This is a genomic window from Cyclobacterium salsum (assembly GCF_010119245.1).
Lineage (GTDB): Bacteria > Bacteroidota > Bacteroidia > Cytophagales > Cyclobacteriaceae > Cyclobacterium > Cyclobacterium salsum.
Map to the genome: position 1 here is coordinate 196,168 of NZ_WNKG01000004.1, position 17,726 is coordinate 213,893.

The window sequence follows — 17,726 nt, forward strand, 5'->3', positions numbered from 1 at the left end:
ATGATTTATTACCTGATGGAGATTTGTGAAATTTCATTTACAGGGCTTTTGATCTTGTTTCCCATGAAATTGGTTCGAGTAACCTCTCTGGCTATAATAATCAGCCGGTCACCACTCTGTGCCTGGGCTAATAGGTTTCTTACTGCTACATTCTGCCCGGTGATATTGACGCTTTCCCTAGGCACGTCATTCCTTACAAGCCTAACTTCTCCAGCCGTTACCTCGAAATTGGCATCATTGGGCATGGTTCTTCCGAAGGTAGGCTCCGGTACCGCCCTTATTTGGAGATTTGTCAAGGCATTGGCCGCATATGGATTTTGTTCATCTACCTGGGTATCGCCAACAAAAGGCTGAATAGAAGGAGCCGGAACCGGCTTGATATCGTATTCAACGGTACCGATCCTATTTCCCCCGCTGGAAACCGTAATGTTTACATTACCAGATGCCCCGGGTATGACGGTAACATCCGAAGGACGGGATCCTTTGATGGCCCGACCACCGGAAACGGAAAATTCGGGGGCGTATGAATTGCCCAATGCAGGTACTTCAATCACCAAATCATTGGCGCATTCCGCATATAATTGATTGACTACTTCTGAACTTACCTTTATCACCGGCTCGGCAACAAAGTAATCGTAATTGATCGTGAACACACTGTCCTGCCCTCCTATCGGCACGACGATTTCTCCCGTGAGTGTTCTGGGAGCAAGTCCCCGATCATCGTAACTGGAAGCCGGAGCGACCGGAAATTGTATTTTGCCAAACCCAGCTTCCACGGGTATCTCCCTACCGTCTGCCGTCATTTTTAACTCAGTAGAGGAAGAGGAAGAGGCCAGAAACATTTCTGCCTCAAACGTAGTCCCTGCTGCTACCACATTAGAGTTAGCCGCTACCTGCGCTTTTAATTTATCCGCTTCGAAAATAAAGGATCCGAGGGAGTTGGTAATCGCAGTCAACGCTTCACTTTCGATATTCAACACTTCATTCTGGTGCTGACTGATAATGGCCAACACCGCTCCTATCGGAGATTTTACATAATTCAGGTTGACATAATCTTTGTAGTTGACATCTACATCATTCTTAAACAGGTCAATTTCACTGGCATCCTTGGCAATTTTCTCAAAGGAACTGGAGATCTCTAACTCACCCAGGATTTGGTTGAGCTCTTCCGGAAATGCGTTCAATCTTTCCTGCATCTCATACCCAAGCCGGTTGTTGTTAAACAAGTTTCCAGGAATATCGGTGTTTTTAAGTGCCGAAGTTTTGAAATTTCCTTCATCATTAATGGCGTTAGACTGCTCGATGAGCAAGCTTTTCGCCTCTTCCAGGTAGCTGTAGAGATCCGAACTTTTTTCCCGGATTTCCCTGGCCGCTTCCACTTTTGGGATGTCCACCGGATTATTTCCCTGCTGTTCTACGGTAGAAGAAATGATGTTTACAGAAAACTGATTCTTCTGAATGTAATTCGTTGAAGTTCGTTCCAAACCATCATTTATCAGAATAAACTTCTGAAGGATTTGGTTACTCACCTGTAGTGCCAATAGAGCAGTCAGAACCAGGTACATCATCCCGATCATCTTCTGCCTTGGTGTTTCTTTACCACCCGCCATAAGCTATTTTATATTTTCTGAAATTAAAATAAATAAGAACTGCAATCAACGAAATCAACCCTTCATTGCTGAAAGCATGCCACCATACACCTTGTTCAGGGAATTGACATTTTGGTTGAGTTTCGCCAGTTCGGTTTTAAAAGTTTCGGTTTCTTTTCCAGCTTCAGCAATGCCTTCCATGGCTGCAGTGACGTTGGAATAAAATTTACTGATGGTTTTTGCGTGCATGTTGGAATCTTTCAATTCCTCCTCGTATACATTATTCAATGCGGAAAGGCTTCTGGTGACATTTACCACCTGGTCCCGGTATGCTTTTGCGTCCTCAGATGCAGAAGACATTTCAGCCAGAGCAGAAGCTGTTTTGCTGTAAGAATCGTTGATATCTACCAGAGATTTGGAAGCTTTCTTCACATTATCAGTGTATTCCTGAGTGGCGACGGTAGCATCTGAAAGGGTGCCTAATTTCTCGGTTGTGCTTGCCAGGTTTTGCATGCCTTTGCCTAAACTTTCGAGAAGTTCAGGACCAATTTTGGCTTTTTCAAGCAACTCATCCATTTTTTGAGCCGTTTGATCAGTGCTAGGCCTGGCGGCCCTTGCAGGTGATTTCCCACCTTCCTTTCCGGCAAGTTCCGGATAGACCTTGGACCAGTCCACTTCCTCGCTTTTGGGCTCGAATGCAGATAAAAAGAAAATCAATGCTTCCGTGGTCAGACCTACACCGATCATCAGAGATGCAAATGGCCAGTCCAAAATCTTAAACATAGCTCCAAGAATTACTACTGCAGCTCCAATTCCATAAATCTTAGGCATGATAGAGCCATAAAACTTATAAGCAAAGGTGTTATTTTCTGTTGACATAATTTAAAAAAACGTTAAGTAAGGAATCGTTTGAGGTATATGTGATTAAGCTAAATTATCTTCTACTTCTTCTATTGGATTTCACATCCATGGAGCCTGACCGTCCTATGTAGGTCATGGCGGTTCGGAAACCAATATGAGCTGTCTGAACATACTGGTATTCGTAATTTCGGGCACTGGTTTCTAAAAAGTGGGCGACGTCTTTCCAGGATCCTCCCCGGACTACTTTTCTGGTTTCCGTAGAATCTTTATAAGTCGGATTCATATCCCAAATTAAGGCATTGGCTGCTGGGTTATAGGCATCTTCTACCCATTCGGCTACATTTCCTGCCATATTATATAACCCAAATCCGTTTGGTGCAAAGGCATCTACCGGAGCGGTGTAGGCAAATCCATCGTCGATGTAATTCCCTCTTCCGGGCTTGAAATTAGCCATCAGACAGCCTCTTCTATTCTTCAGGTAAGGACCACCCCAGGGGTATTTGGCGATTTCTTTTCCGCCCTTGGCTGCGTACTCCCACTCTGATTCAAAAGGAAGTCGAAACTTGGGCATGTCAAACTCAGACTCGTCATTGGCGTTCATATGATAGGACTTCCACTCACAGAATTGCTTGGCCTGATCCCAACTGATCCCCACCACAGGGTAATCATCAAAAGCCGGGTGATCAAAGTAATACTCCATCAATGGGTCTCCATAATGGTGGGTAAAACTTGTCGACCAAACCGTCGTATCCGGAAGCAACTCTTCCAATACAAATTCCGGAGCTTCTGCCTGCGTAGTGGGCGTACCCAACGCCAGTTCACCCATACGAACAGCATCTAAAAATTGCCGGTATTTATTATTGGACACTTCGTATTTATCCATATAAAACTCCGAAATTGTTACTTGCTTATTCATAGATGACATGCTTAATGCAATGTCTTCGTCAGACTGCCCCATCCAAAAAGTTCCAGCCTTCACCGGGGCCATTTCATAGGGCAAGGCTTGCTGCCAGCCCGAACGTTTGGGAACCCCTGTTACTTCACCTCTTCGGTTGAGTTTTTCACTGGAAGTACCTTTGTTCCCAAAAAGTCCACAACCCTGAAGTAATGCCATTATTACCAGACCCGAAATCAGGGTAAAAAAGCGCTGATTCATTTTTTTAAACATAAATGACATTAAATTAACTACATTCATTTTCAACCATTTAAACAAATAACCAATTCGAAATTTAACAGATTTTATCAGAAAAACACAAGGATTTTTTTAATAAAGTTTCAACTAATCGAATCTAAATCTTGGTGTTCTCTGAATCATCCGCTCTATTTGTTTCGAAACCTGTGGTAAATTGTAGGTCAACATAAACTCATGGGACGAAGGAGACTTGGCTTCCAATCCTCCAACTACCAAATCGAATGCGTAACCCAACCTGAGGGAATTATCTCTTAACAGACTGTATCCCAACAAAACGGAAGCGGACTCTTCACCTCTGCAAGCCAATCCCAAACTTATTTTTTTATTGTACGTGCCTATAACGCTGACGTCATAAGAAAAATTATTCAGGGCTATTGATTTTACCAATATACTTGGTTCAACGGTTAATTGAGCAAAAGTGTTTATGCGATACCCCGCCAATACATAATGATGATTCTCCAAACGGTTTGCCAGGCTACCATCTCCGAAATCAAATCCCGGCTCATTGAGGTTTCGGCTACTTAGTCCCAGGTAAAAACTCCCCCTATCGTAGAGAAGGCCTACCGATACGTTCGGACTTCCCTGGTTTTCGTTCCCCGCAGAGGGAATGGTCGGATCCGGGTTTACGGGTAAAAACTCATCATACCGGATCGTGCTGGAAAAAAAACCTCCTGTGGCCCCCATGCTCAATATTCCCCTGCCAATAGGTAGGTGGTAGGCCAAAGAAAGGTTAACCTCCTGATTGGTGAAAGGCCCAATGGCATCATTAACGGCCACCAAGCCAAAACCCAAAGGGATATTTTTCATTCTACCGGATGCTGAAAGTAATTGGGTGGTTGGAGCTCCTCCCGCTCCGGTACTGGTGGTATAATCCAACCATTGACTTCGATGAAGGGCAGAAATGCTGTATCCGGCATCTTTTCCTGCAAATCCCGGATTGTAAAAAAGACCATTATACATGTATTGGGTAAACTGTGCGTCCTGCTGGCTGAATGCGTAAGGACTAAACCCCAGAATGGCAGCACCAGAAAACACACAAAATAGCAGGTAAGTTTTAATGGTCATGTGTAAAAGACATTATGCATTGGAAAATCTATTCTACACATTTAAACTGACTTTACCTTAAAAAAGATTAAAAGAAATCAGATTTTGTTCGCTTTTTTTATGTAAAGCTCCAATGCACCTGTCATACTGGGCGCATTTGGGAGGGGTGCTTCAATATCGAGAATTAAGTCCATTTCCTTTACCGCCTGAGCAGTGGTAGGCCCAAAAGCAGCTATTCGGGTTTTGCCCTGTTCAAAATCAGGGAAATTCTGAAAAAGAGATTTGATCCCTGAAGGACTGTAAAATGCCAGAATATCGTACTTGATATCTTTCAGGTCCGATAAATCCGCTGCTACTGTGTGATAGATGATGGCCTCTGTAAATTCAATGCTATTTTTGCTCAAAAAGTCTGGAATATCTTCTTTCCGGATATCCGAACAGGGGAACAGGTATTTTTCCGATTTATGCTTCTTAAAAAAATCGAATAGGTCCGCAGCAGTCCGATTTCCTACAAATAATTTCCGCTTCCTGATTACAATGTATTTTTGAAGGTAATGGGCAGTCTGTTCGGAAATACAAAAGTATTTCATGTCCGCTGGCATTTCGATCTTCAACTCCTGACAGATCCCAAAAAAATGATCGATGGCATTCCTACTGGTAAAAATTACGGCAGTATGCTTTAATATCTCAATTTTTTGCTTTCTGAAATCCTTGATAGAAACCGGTTCCACCTGAATAAAAGGCCTGAAATCAATTTTGATTTTGTATTTTTCTGCTAATTGAAAATAAGGCGAACGTTCATCAGCGGGTTTTGGCTGCGAAACCAAAATGCTTCTAACCCGGTTTAATCTGTCTTTTGTTGATTGCGTCATTTTACATTTTTTTCCTTTACCCTAGGAGCAATTTACAAATCACCAAAAAGGGGATTAATTCAGAGGTGCAAAGGTAAGAAAATAAATGATAATTATTAAACCCATTTTTTTTGTACATCCAGATTGACAAGCCAATAATTCCCAGGGTATACACTCCTAGAAAAGAATAGTAAAGGATTTCCATGTTAATCGCTCCAGGTATCAAATGGTTGGCATAGAATACCACCGTCAGTCCCAACACCATCAACAATCCGAATCCGCTAACTTTCAACAAATAGAAAAAATGAGGCAGTGCCACCTTATCTAGATCAAAAATAAACGTGTGTATCCCCAACCAGAGAAACTTAAAAAAGGTCAGCAGGGTCAATACCAGGCTGATCACGAGCCACAGGTACACCATCGTTTCGATGTCCTTTTCGAAAAGGAACCCAAACAATTCTACTTCAAATAAATGAATCCCCAAAAGGGCCATCAGACCCACGCCCAGGTTGATTACAATTAGGTAAAAAAGGAGTTCAGCCGAGTAGATTTTCGAAAAACCCACGGATTCCCATAGATCTTCAAAGGCAAAAATACCGGCCGGGTTCCAGAAAATACCAAAAATGGAAGGAAATAACAGCCTGAAAAGCGCTATGAATAATAATAAAACCACAATGGCAATAAAAAAAAACTCCTTTACTTCATCTTTCTTCCTTTTACTTAGCTGCCCGTCTGAGATTCCGGGTATCTCGGATGGAGAAGCAAAAAATCCCTTCTTTACCGAAAATTCCCTCAGGTCAATCCCCTTTTTTCTGGCAGCAATTTTTACTTTCCCATCGGTAACTGTGTCGGATTCCAACTTTTGGCTATCTAAAAACACCAATGTATCCCGATCGGCAATCATCCATAATTCCTCCCCGATGAATAATCCGGCACCCTTTGGAATAGCGATTCTCCAGGTAGCCTCCGGGAAAGAACCCGGCACTACCCATACAAAAGCTGCTTCGTTAGGGGCCAGATTAAACCCCTGCTTTTGAAGTTGGATATCCGGATCGTAATTGAGTAATACCTGCGCAATTCCGCCCGTTGGCACCCCCTGACACAAGCAGAAGAAAACCATTACTAAAAATAACTGAATGCTTTTTTTCATTAAAAACGACCGGTAAAACCAAAATGAATCCTAGAGTACGAAAAACCTATGGGCTGATCAGAAGCCTGCCCCAAGGCGTAAACGAAAGTAAAGATACCCCCGTTGGTTTCCAAACTTAATCCTCCCCCAAAAGCCATTGGCCATTCTGCCGGCCTCCTGGTGACCTTGTTTTCTAACCTGCCCAGGTCTGAAAACAATAGAAAATACGACTCATCACTGATGTAATACCGGGGCTCTACGGTGAAATACAGATACCGGCTGGCATAGAAATAGTTTTCGTTGAACCCCCGAATGCTTTGCAAACCTCCGAGGCGGAATAAATCATTCAAGAATAAGTTCGAATTATGCATTTCTCCCCCATTCAGAGCCAATTTGGTGCTTAGTTTTCGCCGCCATCGTATATACCGTTCCACATTTCCCTGAAGGTAATATTGGATGGTGTTTTTTTCCGCTTCCGCGTACAGGGCTTGGGGTAATCCGGTATTTTCTACCAGCTTCTTATTCCCGATCCCAGCCATAAACGAACCCCTCCACCCATTTTTGGGCATCAACACATCGTCGACGTCATTAAAGCGCAGGTTGGCTCCATAATTATTATAACGGAAATCGGCAATATCAGGAAGTTCATTTGCTTCCTCATACCTGCTCACGTCCAGTAAGTCTCCTGCTTCCCTTTTGCCGAAAAAACTCAGATCGACTTTTGGGCTGAGTTGCAGGCCAATGGTTACATTAAACTCCCGGTTTAAAAAAGTCGTATCCTCTTTCAGAAAAGAAAAAGCCAGGCCCAGGTCCAATTGAGAACCAAGAACAAATGGTTCTCTGGCTTCAATTGTCAGATTTTGCGAATATTGGCTGAGCCGCTGCCAGTTTAGCAGATAGTCCCTTCCTTTGCCGGAAACATTATAGAGTTGCACATCAAATTGCCCGGTTACCAGCCATTTATTTGCTTCTACCTCATTCGGTAGCAGACCGATAATACCATCTAATGTGTTGATTTTTCGGTCGTTTACCGGCAGGTATACAGTCGCTTCCTCGTTTTGAAAAGAGAGCTCGGGACTGCCATCCAACCGGACATAGGGGATATTTCCCAGCCGGGACACGGCCTGATCCAGTTTTTTTTGGGAAAAAGGCTCTCCGGGCAGCACCTTTAATTTTCTGGCCAGGTAAAGGGGCTGGGTTCTGGAACTACCGGTTATTTGAAGCGTGTCAAAAGCAATCCAGGGCCCCTTGTTTACCTTAATTCGCGCTCCTACCTGCTTTTCGCCCACCCTCAGGCTGTCCAGATTCACCGCAATAAATGGATAGCCCTGATTTTGCCCGGTCTCCAACACTTCTTCGATAAGCCGCCTTACCTCTCCAAACCGAAACGGCCGCTCCTGAAAATGGATCCGGGAGAAAGCGGCGCTGCCCAGCATCCAGGGTTCCAGATTTCCTTTTTCCAGATACAGCCAATAAAATTCCGGCCCCGTTTCCAGTAAAAGATGTGCTTTTCTTTCCGTTAAGAACACCAGGCTGTCCTCAACATTTAGGTATCCCTGCCACTGAAGGGAATCGATTAATCGCTTTGTGTGGTCATATATGGCCAGACTATCGGGAAACGTATGCTCCATATGCTGTAACAGCCTCCCGTTTTCAGAAATTTCAAGGCTGAGTTTATAGCTCGAATCCTGAGCCTGCGTAGAAAGCACAAGTCCGGTCAGCAAAAAATATAAAAACAGCGCCTTTGAGCACTTTACCAAACACCCCTTACCTTCATCGGAAAGGTGTATACCGCATCCATTGCGGTAATAAACAAGGTCTTTCTGTCTCCTGCACCAAAACATACATTTGCTGTCCAGTTCGCATCTATGGGGATGTGCCCGATTTGATCCCCTTTGCTGTTAAAAATGGTAACCCCCTTACCTGTCAGGTAAAGGTTCCCTCTATTATCAATGGTCATTCCATCGGAACCCATTTCCACGAATAACTGCCTGTTGGTAAGGTACCCGTCTTCTTCAATATCGTACACATAGGTTTTATCATCCCCAATATCTGCTACATATAGCTTTTTCCCGTCTGGTGTTCCTACAAGGCCGTTGGGTTGCACCAGGTTTTCATCCACTCTGAAAAACTGTAACCTATCGTCGCTCAGGTAATACAGGTGCTGCCCATCCTGCTGCATTTCCGGCTCTCTATCCCAGTAGTCTCTTGCGTACAAAGGGTCCGTCAGGTAAATGCCGCCTTGAGGACGAATCCATAAATCATTGGGACCATTTAATTTATTTCCCTTAAAATTTTCCAAAAGCACCTCGTGATTTCCTTCCATATCGAAGGACCACAACTCGTTTTCCATATCGGCACAGGCTATCAAGTCCCCCTGCCGATTGAAATACAATCCGTTTGACCTGCCAGCTTCATCTGAGAAAACCGTAATTTCACCCGTCGAAAACTTCCACTTGTAAATCTTATTGTTTGGCTGATCCGTAAAATAAACATTCCCCTCCCGATCCACGGCGGGACCTTCGGTAAAACTGTATCCCTCACCTACCTTTTCTACCTCTGCATCCCGGGGTACCAGGCTTTTTTTTATTTCCATTTGAGCCAGCAGAAATGAGGCCGGTACCAAAAAAAGAAAGGCAAGCAAAAAGGTTATTTTGGACAAATTCGTTCGTATAGCCATAGGGTTTTATTTTCAGTTAGATTCAAAAATAAGTCAATTCTTTGCAAAAACTAAATCCTGATCCTAAGAATCTTTAGCTTTGTCTCTGGAAATGGATGCGCCGCATCAACCCAAGGAATAATATCCCAATGGTATCGGCGCAAAATTTCCCCCTTCTTCAATCAGAACTACTTATGGCTGGCATATACATTCACATCCCTTTTTGCCTTCAGGCCTGTCACTATTGTGACTTTCATTTCAGCACCAACCTTACCAACACCTCCCAATTGGTGGCCGAACTATGCCGGGAACTGGTACTGAGAAAATCCTACCTGCCCCATAATACTCCTATCGAATCCCTGTATTTTGGAGGGGGGACTCCCTCCATTTTACCGACGGAAGAAATCCGGAAAATCTACCAAACCGTACGGGAAAATTACGATTGCCAGCTAAAGGAGGTTACCCTGGAAGCCAATCCGGATGATTTGGAGGAAGAAAAGCTGGAATCTTATTTAAGGCTAGGAATAAACCGGTTGAGCATCGGCATTCAGAGTTTTAACGATGAAGTACTTCGCTTTTACAACCGCTCCCACCATGCCGCACAGTCCCTTGCCGCCCTGGAAAAAGCCCGGTCTGCTGGATTTAAAACCCTGACCATGGACCTGATCTATGGATATCCTCACGCCGATCATTCCATTTGGCGACAGGACCTGGCAAAAACCCTGGAATTGGCCCCGGACCACATCAGTGCCTATTGCCTAACCATTGAGCCAAATACAGCCCTGGGCATCTGGCAAAAAAAAGGGAAATTTGATGCCGCTTCTGAAGATTTCCAGGCCGAGCAATTTGAAATCCTCCAGCAAACCCTGGCTCCGGTCGGGTATATTCAATATGAAATTTCGAATTTTGCCAAAAATAATGCCTTTTCCCTCCACAACAGCAACTATTGGAAAGGGGTCCCTTACCTGGGTATAGGCCCCGCTGCCCACTCCTTTGACGGGCAAAACCGAGGACACAATGTGGCCAATAACGCCCGGTACATCAAAATGCTTCAAAATAAGCAGCTCCCCTTCCAGGAAACCAAACTATCAAGAGAAGACCGCATCAACGAATACCTGCTTACCTCCCTGAGAACTATCTGGGGAACAAAAACAGGATTCCTGAAGGAGCATTACGACTGGGATATCCTTACCGAAAAGAAGCAGATATTGAGCGATTTTCAAGCGCAGGGATTGATCCACCTGGATAGTGATACCATTACGCTGAGCGACCAGGGAAAATTACTGGCAGATTACCTGGCATCAACCTTATTTATCTGAAGCTTTCCACGTATCTTTATTCCATGAAAAAATATCCTACCGGAAGCCAGCGAACCCACACTACCGCTCCACTGAAAGAAGTATTCGAAGAGCTTTTGGAGGCCTATCGGCTTAAGGATACCTTCTCGGAGAAAACGGTGATCCAGGAATGGGAACAGCTCATGGGCAAAACAGTGGCCTCGCGAACCCAAAATCTTTCAATCCGGCAAAAAGTCCTTTATGCTAAAATCAGTTCCGGACCGCTGAAAAAAGAGATGATGATGAACAAATCCAAAATCCTGCTCCTGATTGAAAATAAATACGGAAAAGGAGTGGTGAAAGACGTGGTGCTTCTTTAGTATTTTTAAGAAAATCCGCAGCATCATCCTATATTCAACCGATTAATAAAGGAAAAAACCTGTCAGGTTTGATTTACTCAACGTTTGCTGTTGGTTGAATATCAACAACAAAAAACTGACAGGTTTACCAGTACTGGATTTCAACTAAAAATAGTCCGCAACTTTATCCTATGTCCAACTGATTAAGAAAAGGAAAAAAACCTGTCAGGTTTGATCCACCCAACGTTTGCTGTTGGTTGAATATCAACAAAAGCCTGGCAGGTTTACCTATACTGGATTTCAACTAAAAACAACGTGAGTTCGAGTTAAGAACGTACTCAAAACCCGGCTACATCGTCAATGGTAGAATTAACTTTTTTTAAACGCAGAAATCGGGATGACGGTATTTGTTTTTAACTATTTAAAAATCAACATGTTAAAAAAATAAAGGGTGACAAATCACCTCCCCCGCCCCCTCCTGTTTTCAGGAGGGGGCGACAGGGGGTGGTAAAAACACGTCATCGGTAGACCTAACATTTTAAAAAACGTAGAAATCGGAATGACGGTTTTATTATGAAAATAGGTCGAACTCACGTAAATAGAGAATTACTTTTCAAATAGGTAACGCCATCCGTATCCATTTCTGGTACCGGACAGCCTTAACATTAGACGGCTAGTAGGAGCTTATGCTTCCCACTTTCCATCCACCTTTCTCATGATGCCTTGGGGATTTTCGTCTCTCAAGGCTTCTGGCAACAGCTTTTCGGGCATGTCCTGATAAGCCACCGGCCTGGCAAATCGTTTGATGCCGTAGGTGCCTACGGAAGTACTTCGGCTGTCGGTAGTAGAAGGAAAAGGGCCTCCATGCTGCATCGCATGCCCCACCTCTACTCCGGTAGGAACTCCTTTAAACAATATCCTGCCACACTTTTCTTCCAATAGGCTGAGGAAAAGAGCATTTTCTTCCAATTCCCCAACTTCTGCCCAAACCGTGCAGGTTAACTGCCCTTTCAGCTTTTCAGCCAGTTCCTTTAGCTGTGCTTCGTTCTCATAAACCACCATGATACCAAAAGGTCCAAAAACTTCTTCCTGAAAGGCTTCATTTTCGAGCCAGTCCTTTGCTTTCACCTTGGCCAATGCCGCATTTCCGGTCAGCAATTCGGATGGCTCCGAAGTAAGTAGCCAGGTCAGTTCTTTGGATTGAGAGAGCGTTTCCAGTGCCTGGTAATAGCTGTGGCAGATCCCTTCATGTAGCATCGGCCCGCCAGCCACCTCTGTTAAGTTGCTCAAAACCGCTTTGGAAAATGCTTCCTCTTTTGATTTAGGAATAAAAATAAGGCCCGGATTCGTGCAAAACTGTCCCACGCCTAAGGTTAGCGATCCGGAGTAGGCCGAAGCCGCCGCCTCCAGTTGCCTGGAAAGATACCCTTCAAAGGCAACGATGGGATTAACACTTCCCATCTCTGCAAAAACGGGAATAGGGATTTCTCTGGCGTTGCAGGCATCAAAAAGGGCTTTACCTCCCCGAAACGATCCGGTAAAGGCAACGGCTTTTGCCAGCGGATGCACTACCAGTTGCTGGCCGGCATCTATTCCTCCCTCTACCTGTTGGAACGTCCCTTTAGGTAGTCCACTGATTCTTACGGCATCCTTTATTGATTCCGCCACCATGCGGGAAGTCTCCGGATGGGCCGGGTGCGCTTTGTAGATGACCGGACAGCCTGCTGCCAATGCAGATACCGTATCTCCTCCGGCCGTAGAAAACGCCAAAGGGAAATTGCTCGCTCCAAATACCACCACCGGACCGATAGCCTTTAGCATCCGCCGGATATCCGGCTTGGGAGCCGGTTTTCTTTCCGGGTCTGCCCGGTCAATGGTGGCTTCTACCCAGCTTCCTTCCGACACTAGCTGAGAAAATAGCCTGATCTGCCCTAAGGTTCTACCCAACTCTCCGGTAATCCGGCCCTCTGGTAAATGGGACTCCCTGGCTGCCGTAGGAATCAAATCATCACGAATTCCATCTATCTGTTTGGCCATTTCCTCCAGGAAATCTGCCAACTTATTCTTATTTATGGACTTTAATTGTAAAAATGCCTGTTGGGCATCCTGAAAATTGACATCAATCTGACTCATCTTATTTTATGGGTTTAATTGGTTGTTACATTTAAAAAGACGCTGTCGTGCAGCAAAAAGACCACTCGGTATGAATAGCTCAAGTTACAGGATATTCGTGGCAGAAGCAACAAAATCAGGTAGAATACGCCCGGCAATAGATCCCCAACCCATCGCTTTTCTTCCTTTCTGCAGATTAATATTGATTTTTTACGCTGCCTATGGTAAATTCAAAGCCGAATGAGGTACTGCAATCCTTGTTTACTAAACCACTTACATCCCTGCCATTATGACTTTTATTGCGCCCTCCGGTTTCGAAGGTGTTCACGTTTCAAACCAACTTGAAGCCGGCGATATCGGCAGTATTATCGCCTTACATGGCAAACTATACTATGAGGAATTCGGGTTTGGACTGGGATTCGAAAAATACGTGGCCAGAACCTTTGCTGATTTTGTCTGCCAGTTTGAACCCGGTAAAGATGCGATCTGGATCGCTAAAAAAGGCCAACAAGTAAAAGGCTTCATTGCATTGGTACATAGAGGAGCGCATTTGGGTCAGCTACGTTACTTTATTACCAGCCCGGACTACCGCAAAACGGGATTGGGAAGATTCCTATTCAACTCTTTCATGAATCATGTCCGAATCAATGACTATTCTGAAATCTACCTATGGACCACCTCTAATCTGAAAGCGGCAGCTCGTCTGTACTTACAGGAAGGCTTTTACATTACGGAGGAAAGGCAATCCGATACCTTCGGCATACCCTTGTTAGAACAAAAATACAATTGGAAAAATCAAGCACCGTGAAAAGCGACATACAGGTTAGCTAACCAGGATTTCCTTATTGACTAGTGGAAAACCCAAGGAAGGGAATGCATCGGTTCCTACTGTTAATCAACCTTTTATAAATAAGCCAGTCGAATAGGTAAAAAGGTGGAAAAATTGGGTTTTAACCTACCTTCTTAAGTCAACTGATGGCATGAATTCGAAATATTATTTTTCTAAAAATCCCTAAACCCTTCTTTTCTTCTTACTTCATTTTTTTTCTCTGGGAATTAATAAAAATTTCAGAAAAAATTTTCATGCCCGATCTTTTTTCTCTATAATTAAAAATCTAAAAAAATGTACAAAGGAAGATAATTGATTTAAACGGTTCATCTTTAAAGTTTATTTCAGCAGTGCAATCGATTCCATAAAATATCAATTTTGCAGCGCAGCTGTTCGAAAAATTCGTTCAAAAGAGATGATTCTATTTTAAATACAGTCAAAATTATAAAAACACCTGCCTATGTAACACCCAAAAAAGTTGGTAATTAACTTTGATAATTACACATCTAATTAATTAAACCCAAAATTTATTATGAAAAGAAAATTACCCAATTGCCGGCTGATGGTGTCCAAACCATCAGCAATGGCAACGTTGTTCTTTTTGTTGAGTACGGGGCTAATGGCCTCGAATAGCAAATTGAATGGAACGTTCGAAAACCTCGCAAATGACCTGCCGCTACTGGCAGCAACTACCAATCATTCTTCGGCTAATCTCAACGTCCTCTTTGATGTAACGGTCACCGGAACCGTAACCGACTCAAACGGGGAACCTATTCCAGGTGCAACCGTTTCCGTCCCCGGCACTTCCATAGGGACTGCCACCGATATAGACGGAAAATACAGCATCACCATTCCGGATGACGCTTCACTGGTGTTTTCATTTATTGGCTTTGAAAGTCAGACCATTGAAGTAAATAACCAATCGACCATTGACGTGGCTCTTGTGGAAAGCACCCAAGCACTGGATGAAGTCGTGGTGGTAGGTTATGGTACGCAAAAGAAAAAGGATCTGACCGGTGCCGTGGTCAACGTACAGGCGGAAGAAGTGATGAAGTACAAGCCTACCAGTGTTTCGGAAATACTTCGGACGACCGTTCCTGGTTTGAGCGTGGGCTATGCCACCAATGCACGAAATGTACCTGAATTTAATGTTCGCGGTGACAATTCCATGAAAGCGGATGATGGTGATGAACGAGCTGCCAACAGGCCGTTGATTGTATTGGATGGTGTGATTTTTCAGGGAGACCTGGCAGAAATCAACCCGAACACCATCGAGAGCGTGGATGTGCTGAAAGATGCCAGTGCGGCAGCGGTTTATGGATCTCAAGCGACCAATGGAGTCGTAATTTTCACCACGAAAAGAGGCTCCTATGGAAAACCTCAGATTACGGTTAGTTCCAGAACGGGCATTATAACGGGTGCCCGTCGCCAGCAAACCTATAAGGGTGGCGAAGAAGTCCTGAATTGGTTGACAGATATGAACGAAACCATTACAAACTCCATTACGGAACCCTGGACGCGTTTCAGAGATTATAACGACATTGATCCCCAATACCAGGACGATTGGTTGGCGGCCAATGGCATCCCAGGCGAAACCGACCCCGAAGCCATTCGAATGGCCCGGGTAAATAACTTTGGGTTTTGGGACATTGAATTGGAAAACTACCGAAATGGCGTCACCTATGACTGGCAGGACTTTCTGTTCCATACCGGTGTCCGGCAGGATCACGATGTCAGTGTATCCGGAAGAAACGAGCGGGTTTCTTACTACTATTCCCTTGGTTACAGTGACCGGGAATCGGTTCAATTAGGCGAAACGTTTGAAACCATTACTTCCCGTTTGAATCTGGATGTAAACCTAGGTGAGTTTATAAGCATAGGCACCAACACCCAATTCACCTATCAGGATGAGGGACAGGAACCAATTGGCAACGGCGGATACCGCGTGTATTCTCCCTATGATCAGCCCTGGGCCAATGGAGAACCCAGAACCCGCGAAAACCTGAACGATCAGGCCGCAGGATCCAATATCAGTAACCCCTATCAGGATCCTTCCTGGAACACCCGAAGGTATACCCGCTTCATGATCAATCCTACCTTATATGCCCAAGTGACCCTACCCTATGGGTTTAGCCTGCGGACCGACTATACGCCTCGGTTTGACGTTCGGAAAAGATTCGATTTTGACGAAAAGGGAAACCCTCAACGTGCCGTAGACAGGGCGGAAAGAAGGTACAACGATTCCTTTAGATGGCAATCCAATACCATCCTGAACTGGGACAAGGCATTTGGTGAACACCGCTTAAGCTTCACCGGTCTGTACAATACAGAAAAAAATCAATTCTGGGAAACCCGCGCCATAACCAATAATTTTTCCCCCACCTCTAGTCTTGGATACCATGCAATCCAACTGGGTTTGAACCCCACTATGTCATCCTACGATGAGGTAAATTCCAGGACAGGCTTGATGGGTCGTATTAATTATGCTTATAGTGACCGGTATAACGTTTCCTTTTCGTTGAGACGAGATGGTTTTTCCCGGTTTGGGATAAATAATCGGCTAGGTAACTTCCCATCGGTATCTGCCGCCTGGACCATTTCCAATGAGGATTTTATGCCCGCAGGAAGTGCCCTGAGTTACCTTAAATTGCGACTCAGCTACGGGGTCAATGGAAACAGTAGCGGGCTGGAGGATTACAACGCCTATGCGCAACTGAACAACAGTCTTTACTTGAATTACGATGGAGGCTATTTCCCTGCACCGCGCACTGAGATTAGGCGAATTGCCAACCCTTTTCTTTCCTGGGAGCGAAATGCCTCCTTTAATATCGGGATTGATTACGGGTTTTTCAATGACCGGGTAAGTGGTTCACTGGACATGTACCAGTCCGAAACGCGTGACTTGCTACTCGACCAGAAGTTACCGGATTTGACTGGATTTGGATCCGTAAAAACCAATGTGGGTAATCTTCAAAACAGGGGATTTGATTTGGGAATCCGATCCATCAACATTTCCAGGGCCGATTTTGTATGGACCAGCAACTTTAATGTAACCTACGCCATCAACAAGATCACCACTTTGGGTAATGCACCCATTCCCATGACGGACTCGCAGGGAAATACGGTAGAAAGAGAACCCGATGATTTGCAAAACGGCTGGTTTATCGGTGAAAACAAGGACATCATCTGGGATTGGGATCTGGATGGCGTATACCAAACGGACGAAGCCGATGAAGCGGCAGAATACGGATTATTCCCCGGAGATTTCCGTTTTGTAGATCAGGATGGAGATGGCGACATTGATATCGATGACAGGGTGTTCCTTGGCCTGCGACAAAATCCCTGGTACATCACTTTCCGAAATGATTTTGAATGGAAGGGATTTGATATGGGATTGGTCTTCCTGGGTAAATTCGGCTGGAAAGGCGGTACTACGGAACCGTTCAACAATTCCCAGTCATACATCAAAAACCACAACTGGTACACCATTCCTTACTGGACGCCTTTAAACGGGCAGAACAATTTTGCTCGTATCAACTCCATTAACCTGGGCGGAGGTAGTAAATGGATAAACCGCGATTATATCCGATTACAAAACGTTTCTGTGGGATATAACTTCCCTGGCGGAATTCTGGACAAGATAAAGGCGAACCGGCTACGATTGGCGCTAAACATAGAGAACGTAGCGGTATTTACCCCTTGGGAAAAAAGCCTGGGTGACCCTGAGTCAGCTCGGGAAATGCCAAGAACGTACTCGCTTAGTTTGGATTTTACTTTCTAGACGAAAGGTTAGGAAATTAACAATTAACCAGAAACGAACTAAA

13 protein-coding genes are annotated in these 17,726 nt (G+C 44.5%); 4 read left to right on the forward strand and 9 right to left on the reverse strand.

All coding sequences use genetic code 11. The features are described 5' to 3' along the window. Positions 1 to 8: 8 nt before the first annotated feature. From porM to GJS45_RS08215, 8 genes are all read right to left on the reverse strand, one after another. Positions 9 to 1,610, reverse strand: a complete 1,602-nt coding sequence (gene porM, locus GJS45_RS08180; RefSeq protein ID WP_162340991.1) for a type IX secretion system motor protein PorM/GldM — start codon at positions 1,608 to 1,610, stop codon at positions 9 to 11. A 54-nt stretch (positions 1,611 to 1,664) separates the two neighbouring features. Continuing rightward, a complete protein-coding gene (gene porL / locus GJS45_RS08185) occupies positions 1,665 to 2,468 on the reverse strand; it encodes a type IX secretion system motor protein PorL/GldL (RefSeq protein WP_202928055.1) in 804 nt (267 codons plus the stop codon). A 55-nt stretch (positions 2,469 to 2,523) separates the two neighbouring features. After that, the gene (gene porK, locus GJS45_RS08190; RefSeq protein WP_162340992.1) at positions 2,524 to 3,618 is read right to left on the reverse strand and encodes a T9SS ring complex lipoprotein PorK/GldK; all 1,095 of its coding nucleotides are present in this window, start codon (positions 3,616 to 3,618) and stop codon (positions 2,524 to 2,526) included. A 111-nt stretch (positions 3,619 to 3,729) separates the two neighbouring features. Next, positions 3,730 to 4,707: a PorP/SprF family type IX secretion system membrane protein gene (locus tag GJS45_RS08195; protein WP_162340993.1), complete on the reverse strand. Its 978-nt coding sequence runs from the start codon at positions 4,705 to 4,707 to the stop codon at positions 3,730 to 3,732. 77 nt (positions 4,708 to 4,784) lie between these two features. Then, on the reverse strand, positions 4,785 to 5,558 hold the full coding sequence (locus tag GJS45_RS08200; RefSeq protein ID WP_162340994.1) for a uroporphyrinogen-III synthase: 774 nt from the start codon (positions 5,556 to 5,558) through the stop codon (positions 4,785 to 4,787). A 16-nt stretch (positions 5,559 to 5,574) separates the two neighbouring features. Then, positions 5,575 to 6,687 carry a DUF4271 domain-containing protein gene (locus GJS45_RS08205; RefSeq protein ID WP_162340995.1) on the reverse strand — a complete coding sequence of 371 codons (1,113 nt, stop codon included), beginning with the start codon at positions 6,685 to 6,687 and terminating at the stop codon, positions 5,575 to 5,577. Further along, entirely contained in the window at positions 6,687 to 8,390 is a 1,704-nt protein-coding gene (locus GJS45_RS08210; RefSeq protein ID WP_235954676.1) for a BamA/TamA family outer membrane protein, read from the reverse strand. The genes GJS45_RS08205 and GJS45_RS08210 overlap by 1 nt, the downstream gene beginning before the upstream one ends. Positions 8,391 to 8,419: 29 nt before the next feature. Further along, on the reverse strand, positions 8,420 to 9,262 hold the full coding sequence (locus GJS45_RS08215; protein WP_162341195.1) for an SMP-30/gluconolactonase/LRE family protein: 843 nt from the start codon (positions 9,260 to 9,262) through the stop codon (positions 8,420 to 8,422). A gap of 257 nt (positions 9,263 to 9,519) precedes the next feature. Between GJS45_RS08215 and hemW the strand changes: the two genes are divergently transcribed. Further along, a complete protein-coding gene (gene hemW, locus GJS45_RS08220) occupies positions 9,520 to 10,644 on the forward strand; it encodes a radical SAM family heme chaperone HemW (RefSeq protein WP_162340997.1) in 1,125 nt (374 codons plus the stop codon). 23 nt (positions 10,645 to 10,667) lie between these two features. After that, complete coding sequence (locus GJS45_RS08225) at positions 10,668 to 10,982, forward strand: DUF721 domain-containing protein (RefSeq protein WP_162340998.1); 315 nt, start codon at positions 10,668 to 10,670, stop codon at positions 10,980 to 10,982. Positions 10,983 to 11,645: 663 nt separating this feature from the next. On the opposite strand, the gene GJS45_RS08230 is transcribed toward GJS45_RS08225, so the two are convergent. Then, positions 11,646 to 13,094, reverse strand: a complete 1,449-nt coding sequence (locus GJS45_RS08230) for an aldehyde dehydrogenase (NADP(+)) (RefSeq protein ID WP_162340999.1) — start codon at positions 13,092 to 13,094, stop codon at positions 11,646 to 11,648. Between the two features lie 268 nt (positions 13,095 to 13,362). Between GJS45_RS08230 and GJS45_RS08235 the strand changes: the two genes are divergently transcribed. Then, a complete protein-coding gene (locus GJS45_RS08235; protein ID WP_162341000.1) occupies positions 13,363 to 13,881 on the forward strand; it encodes a GNAT family N-acetyltransferase in 519 nt (172 codons plus the stop codon). A gap of 553 nt (positions 13,882 to 14,434) precedes the next feature. Beyond that, positions 14,435 to 17,683 carry a SusC/RagA family TonB-linked outer membrane protein gene (locus GJS45_RS08240; protein ID WP_162341001.1) on the forward strand — a complete coding sequence of 1,083 codons (3,249 nt, stop codon included), beginning with the start codon at positions 14,435 to 14,437 and terminating at the stop codon, positions 17,681 to 17,683. Positions 17,684 to 17,726: the final 43 nt, after the last annotated feature.

Coding starts and splice junctions, on each gene's coding strand:
- porM (WP_162340991.1), bottom strand. CDS start 1,610: ATGGCGGGTGGTAAAGAAACACCAAGGCAGAAGATGATCGGGATGATG.
- porL (WP_202928055.1), bottom strand. CDS start 2,468: ATGTCAACAGAAAATAACACCTTTGCTTATAAGTTTTATGGCTCTATC.
- porK (WP_162340992.1), bottom strand. CDS start 3,618: ATGTTTAAAAAAATGAATCAGCGCTTTTTTACCCTGATTTCGGGTCTG.
- GJS45_RS08195 (WP_162340993.1), bottom strand. CDS start 4,707: ATGACCATTAAAACTTACCTGCTATTTTGTGTGTTTTCTGGTGCTGCC.
- GJS45_RS08200 (WP_162340994.1), bottom strand. CDS start 5,558: ATGACGCAATCAACAAAAGACAGATTAAACCGGGTTAGAAGCATTTTG.
- GJS45_RS08205 (WP_162340995.1), bottom strand. CDS start 6,687: ATGAAAAAAAGCATTCAGTTATTTTTAGTAATGGTTTTCTTCTGCTTG.
- GJS45_RS08215 (WP_162341195.1), bottom strand. CDS start 9,262: ATGGAAATAAAAAAAAGCCTGGTACCCCGGGATGCAGAGGTAGAAAAG.
- hemW (WP_162340997.1), top strand. CDS start 9,520: ATGGCTGGCATATACATTCACATCCCTTTTTGCCTTCAGGCCTGTCAC.
- GJS45_RS08225 (WP_162340998.1), top strand. CDS start 10,668: ATGAAAAAATATCCTACCGGAAGCCAGCGAACCCACACTACCGCTCCA.
- GJS45_RS08230 (WP_162340999.1), bottom strand. CDS start 13,094: ATGAGTCAGATTGATGTCAATTTTCAGGATGCCCAACAGGCATTTTTA.
- GJS45_RS08235 (WP_162341000.1), top strand. CDS start 13,363: ATGACTTTTATTGCGCCCTCCGGTTTCGAAGGTGTTCACGTTTCAAAC.
- GJS45_RS08240 (WP_162341001.1), top strand. CDS start 14,435: ATGAAAAGAAAATTACCCAATTGCCGGCTGATGGTGTCCAAACCATCA.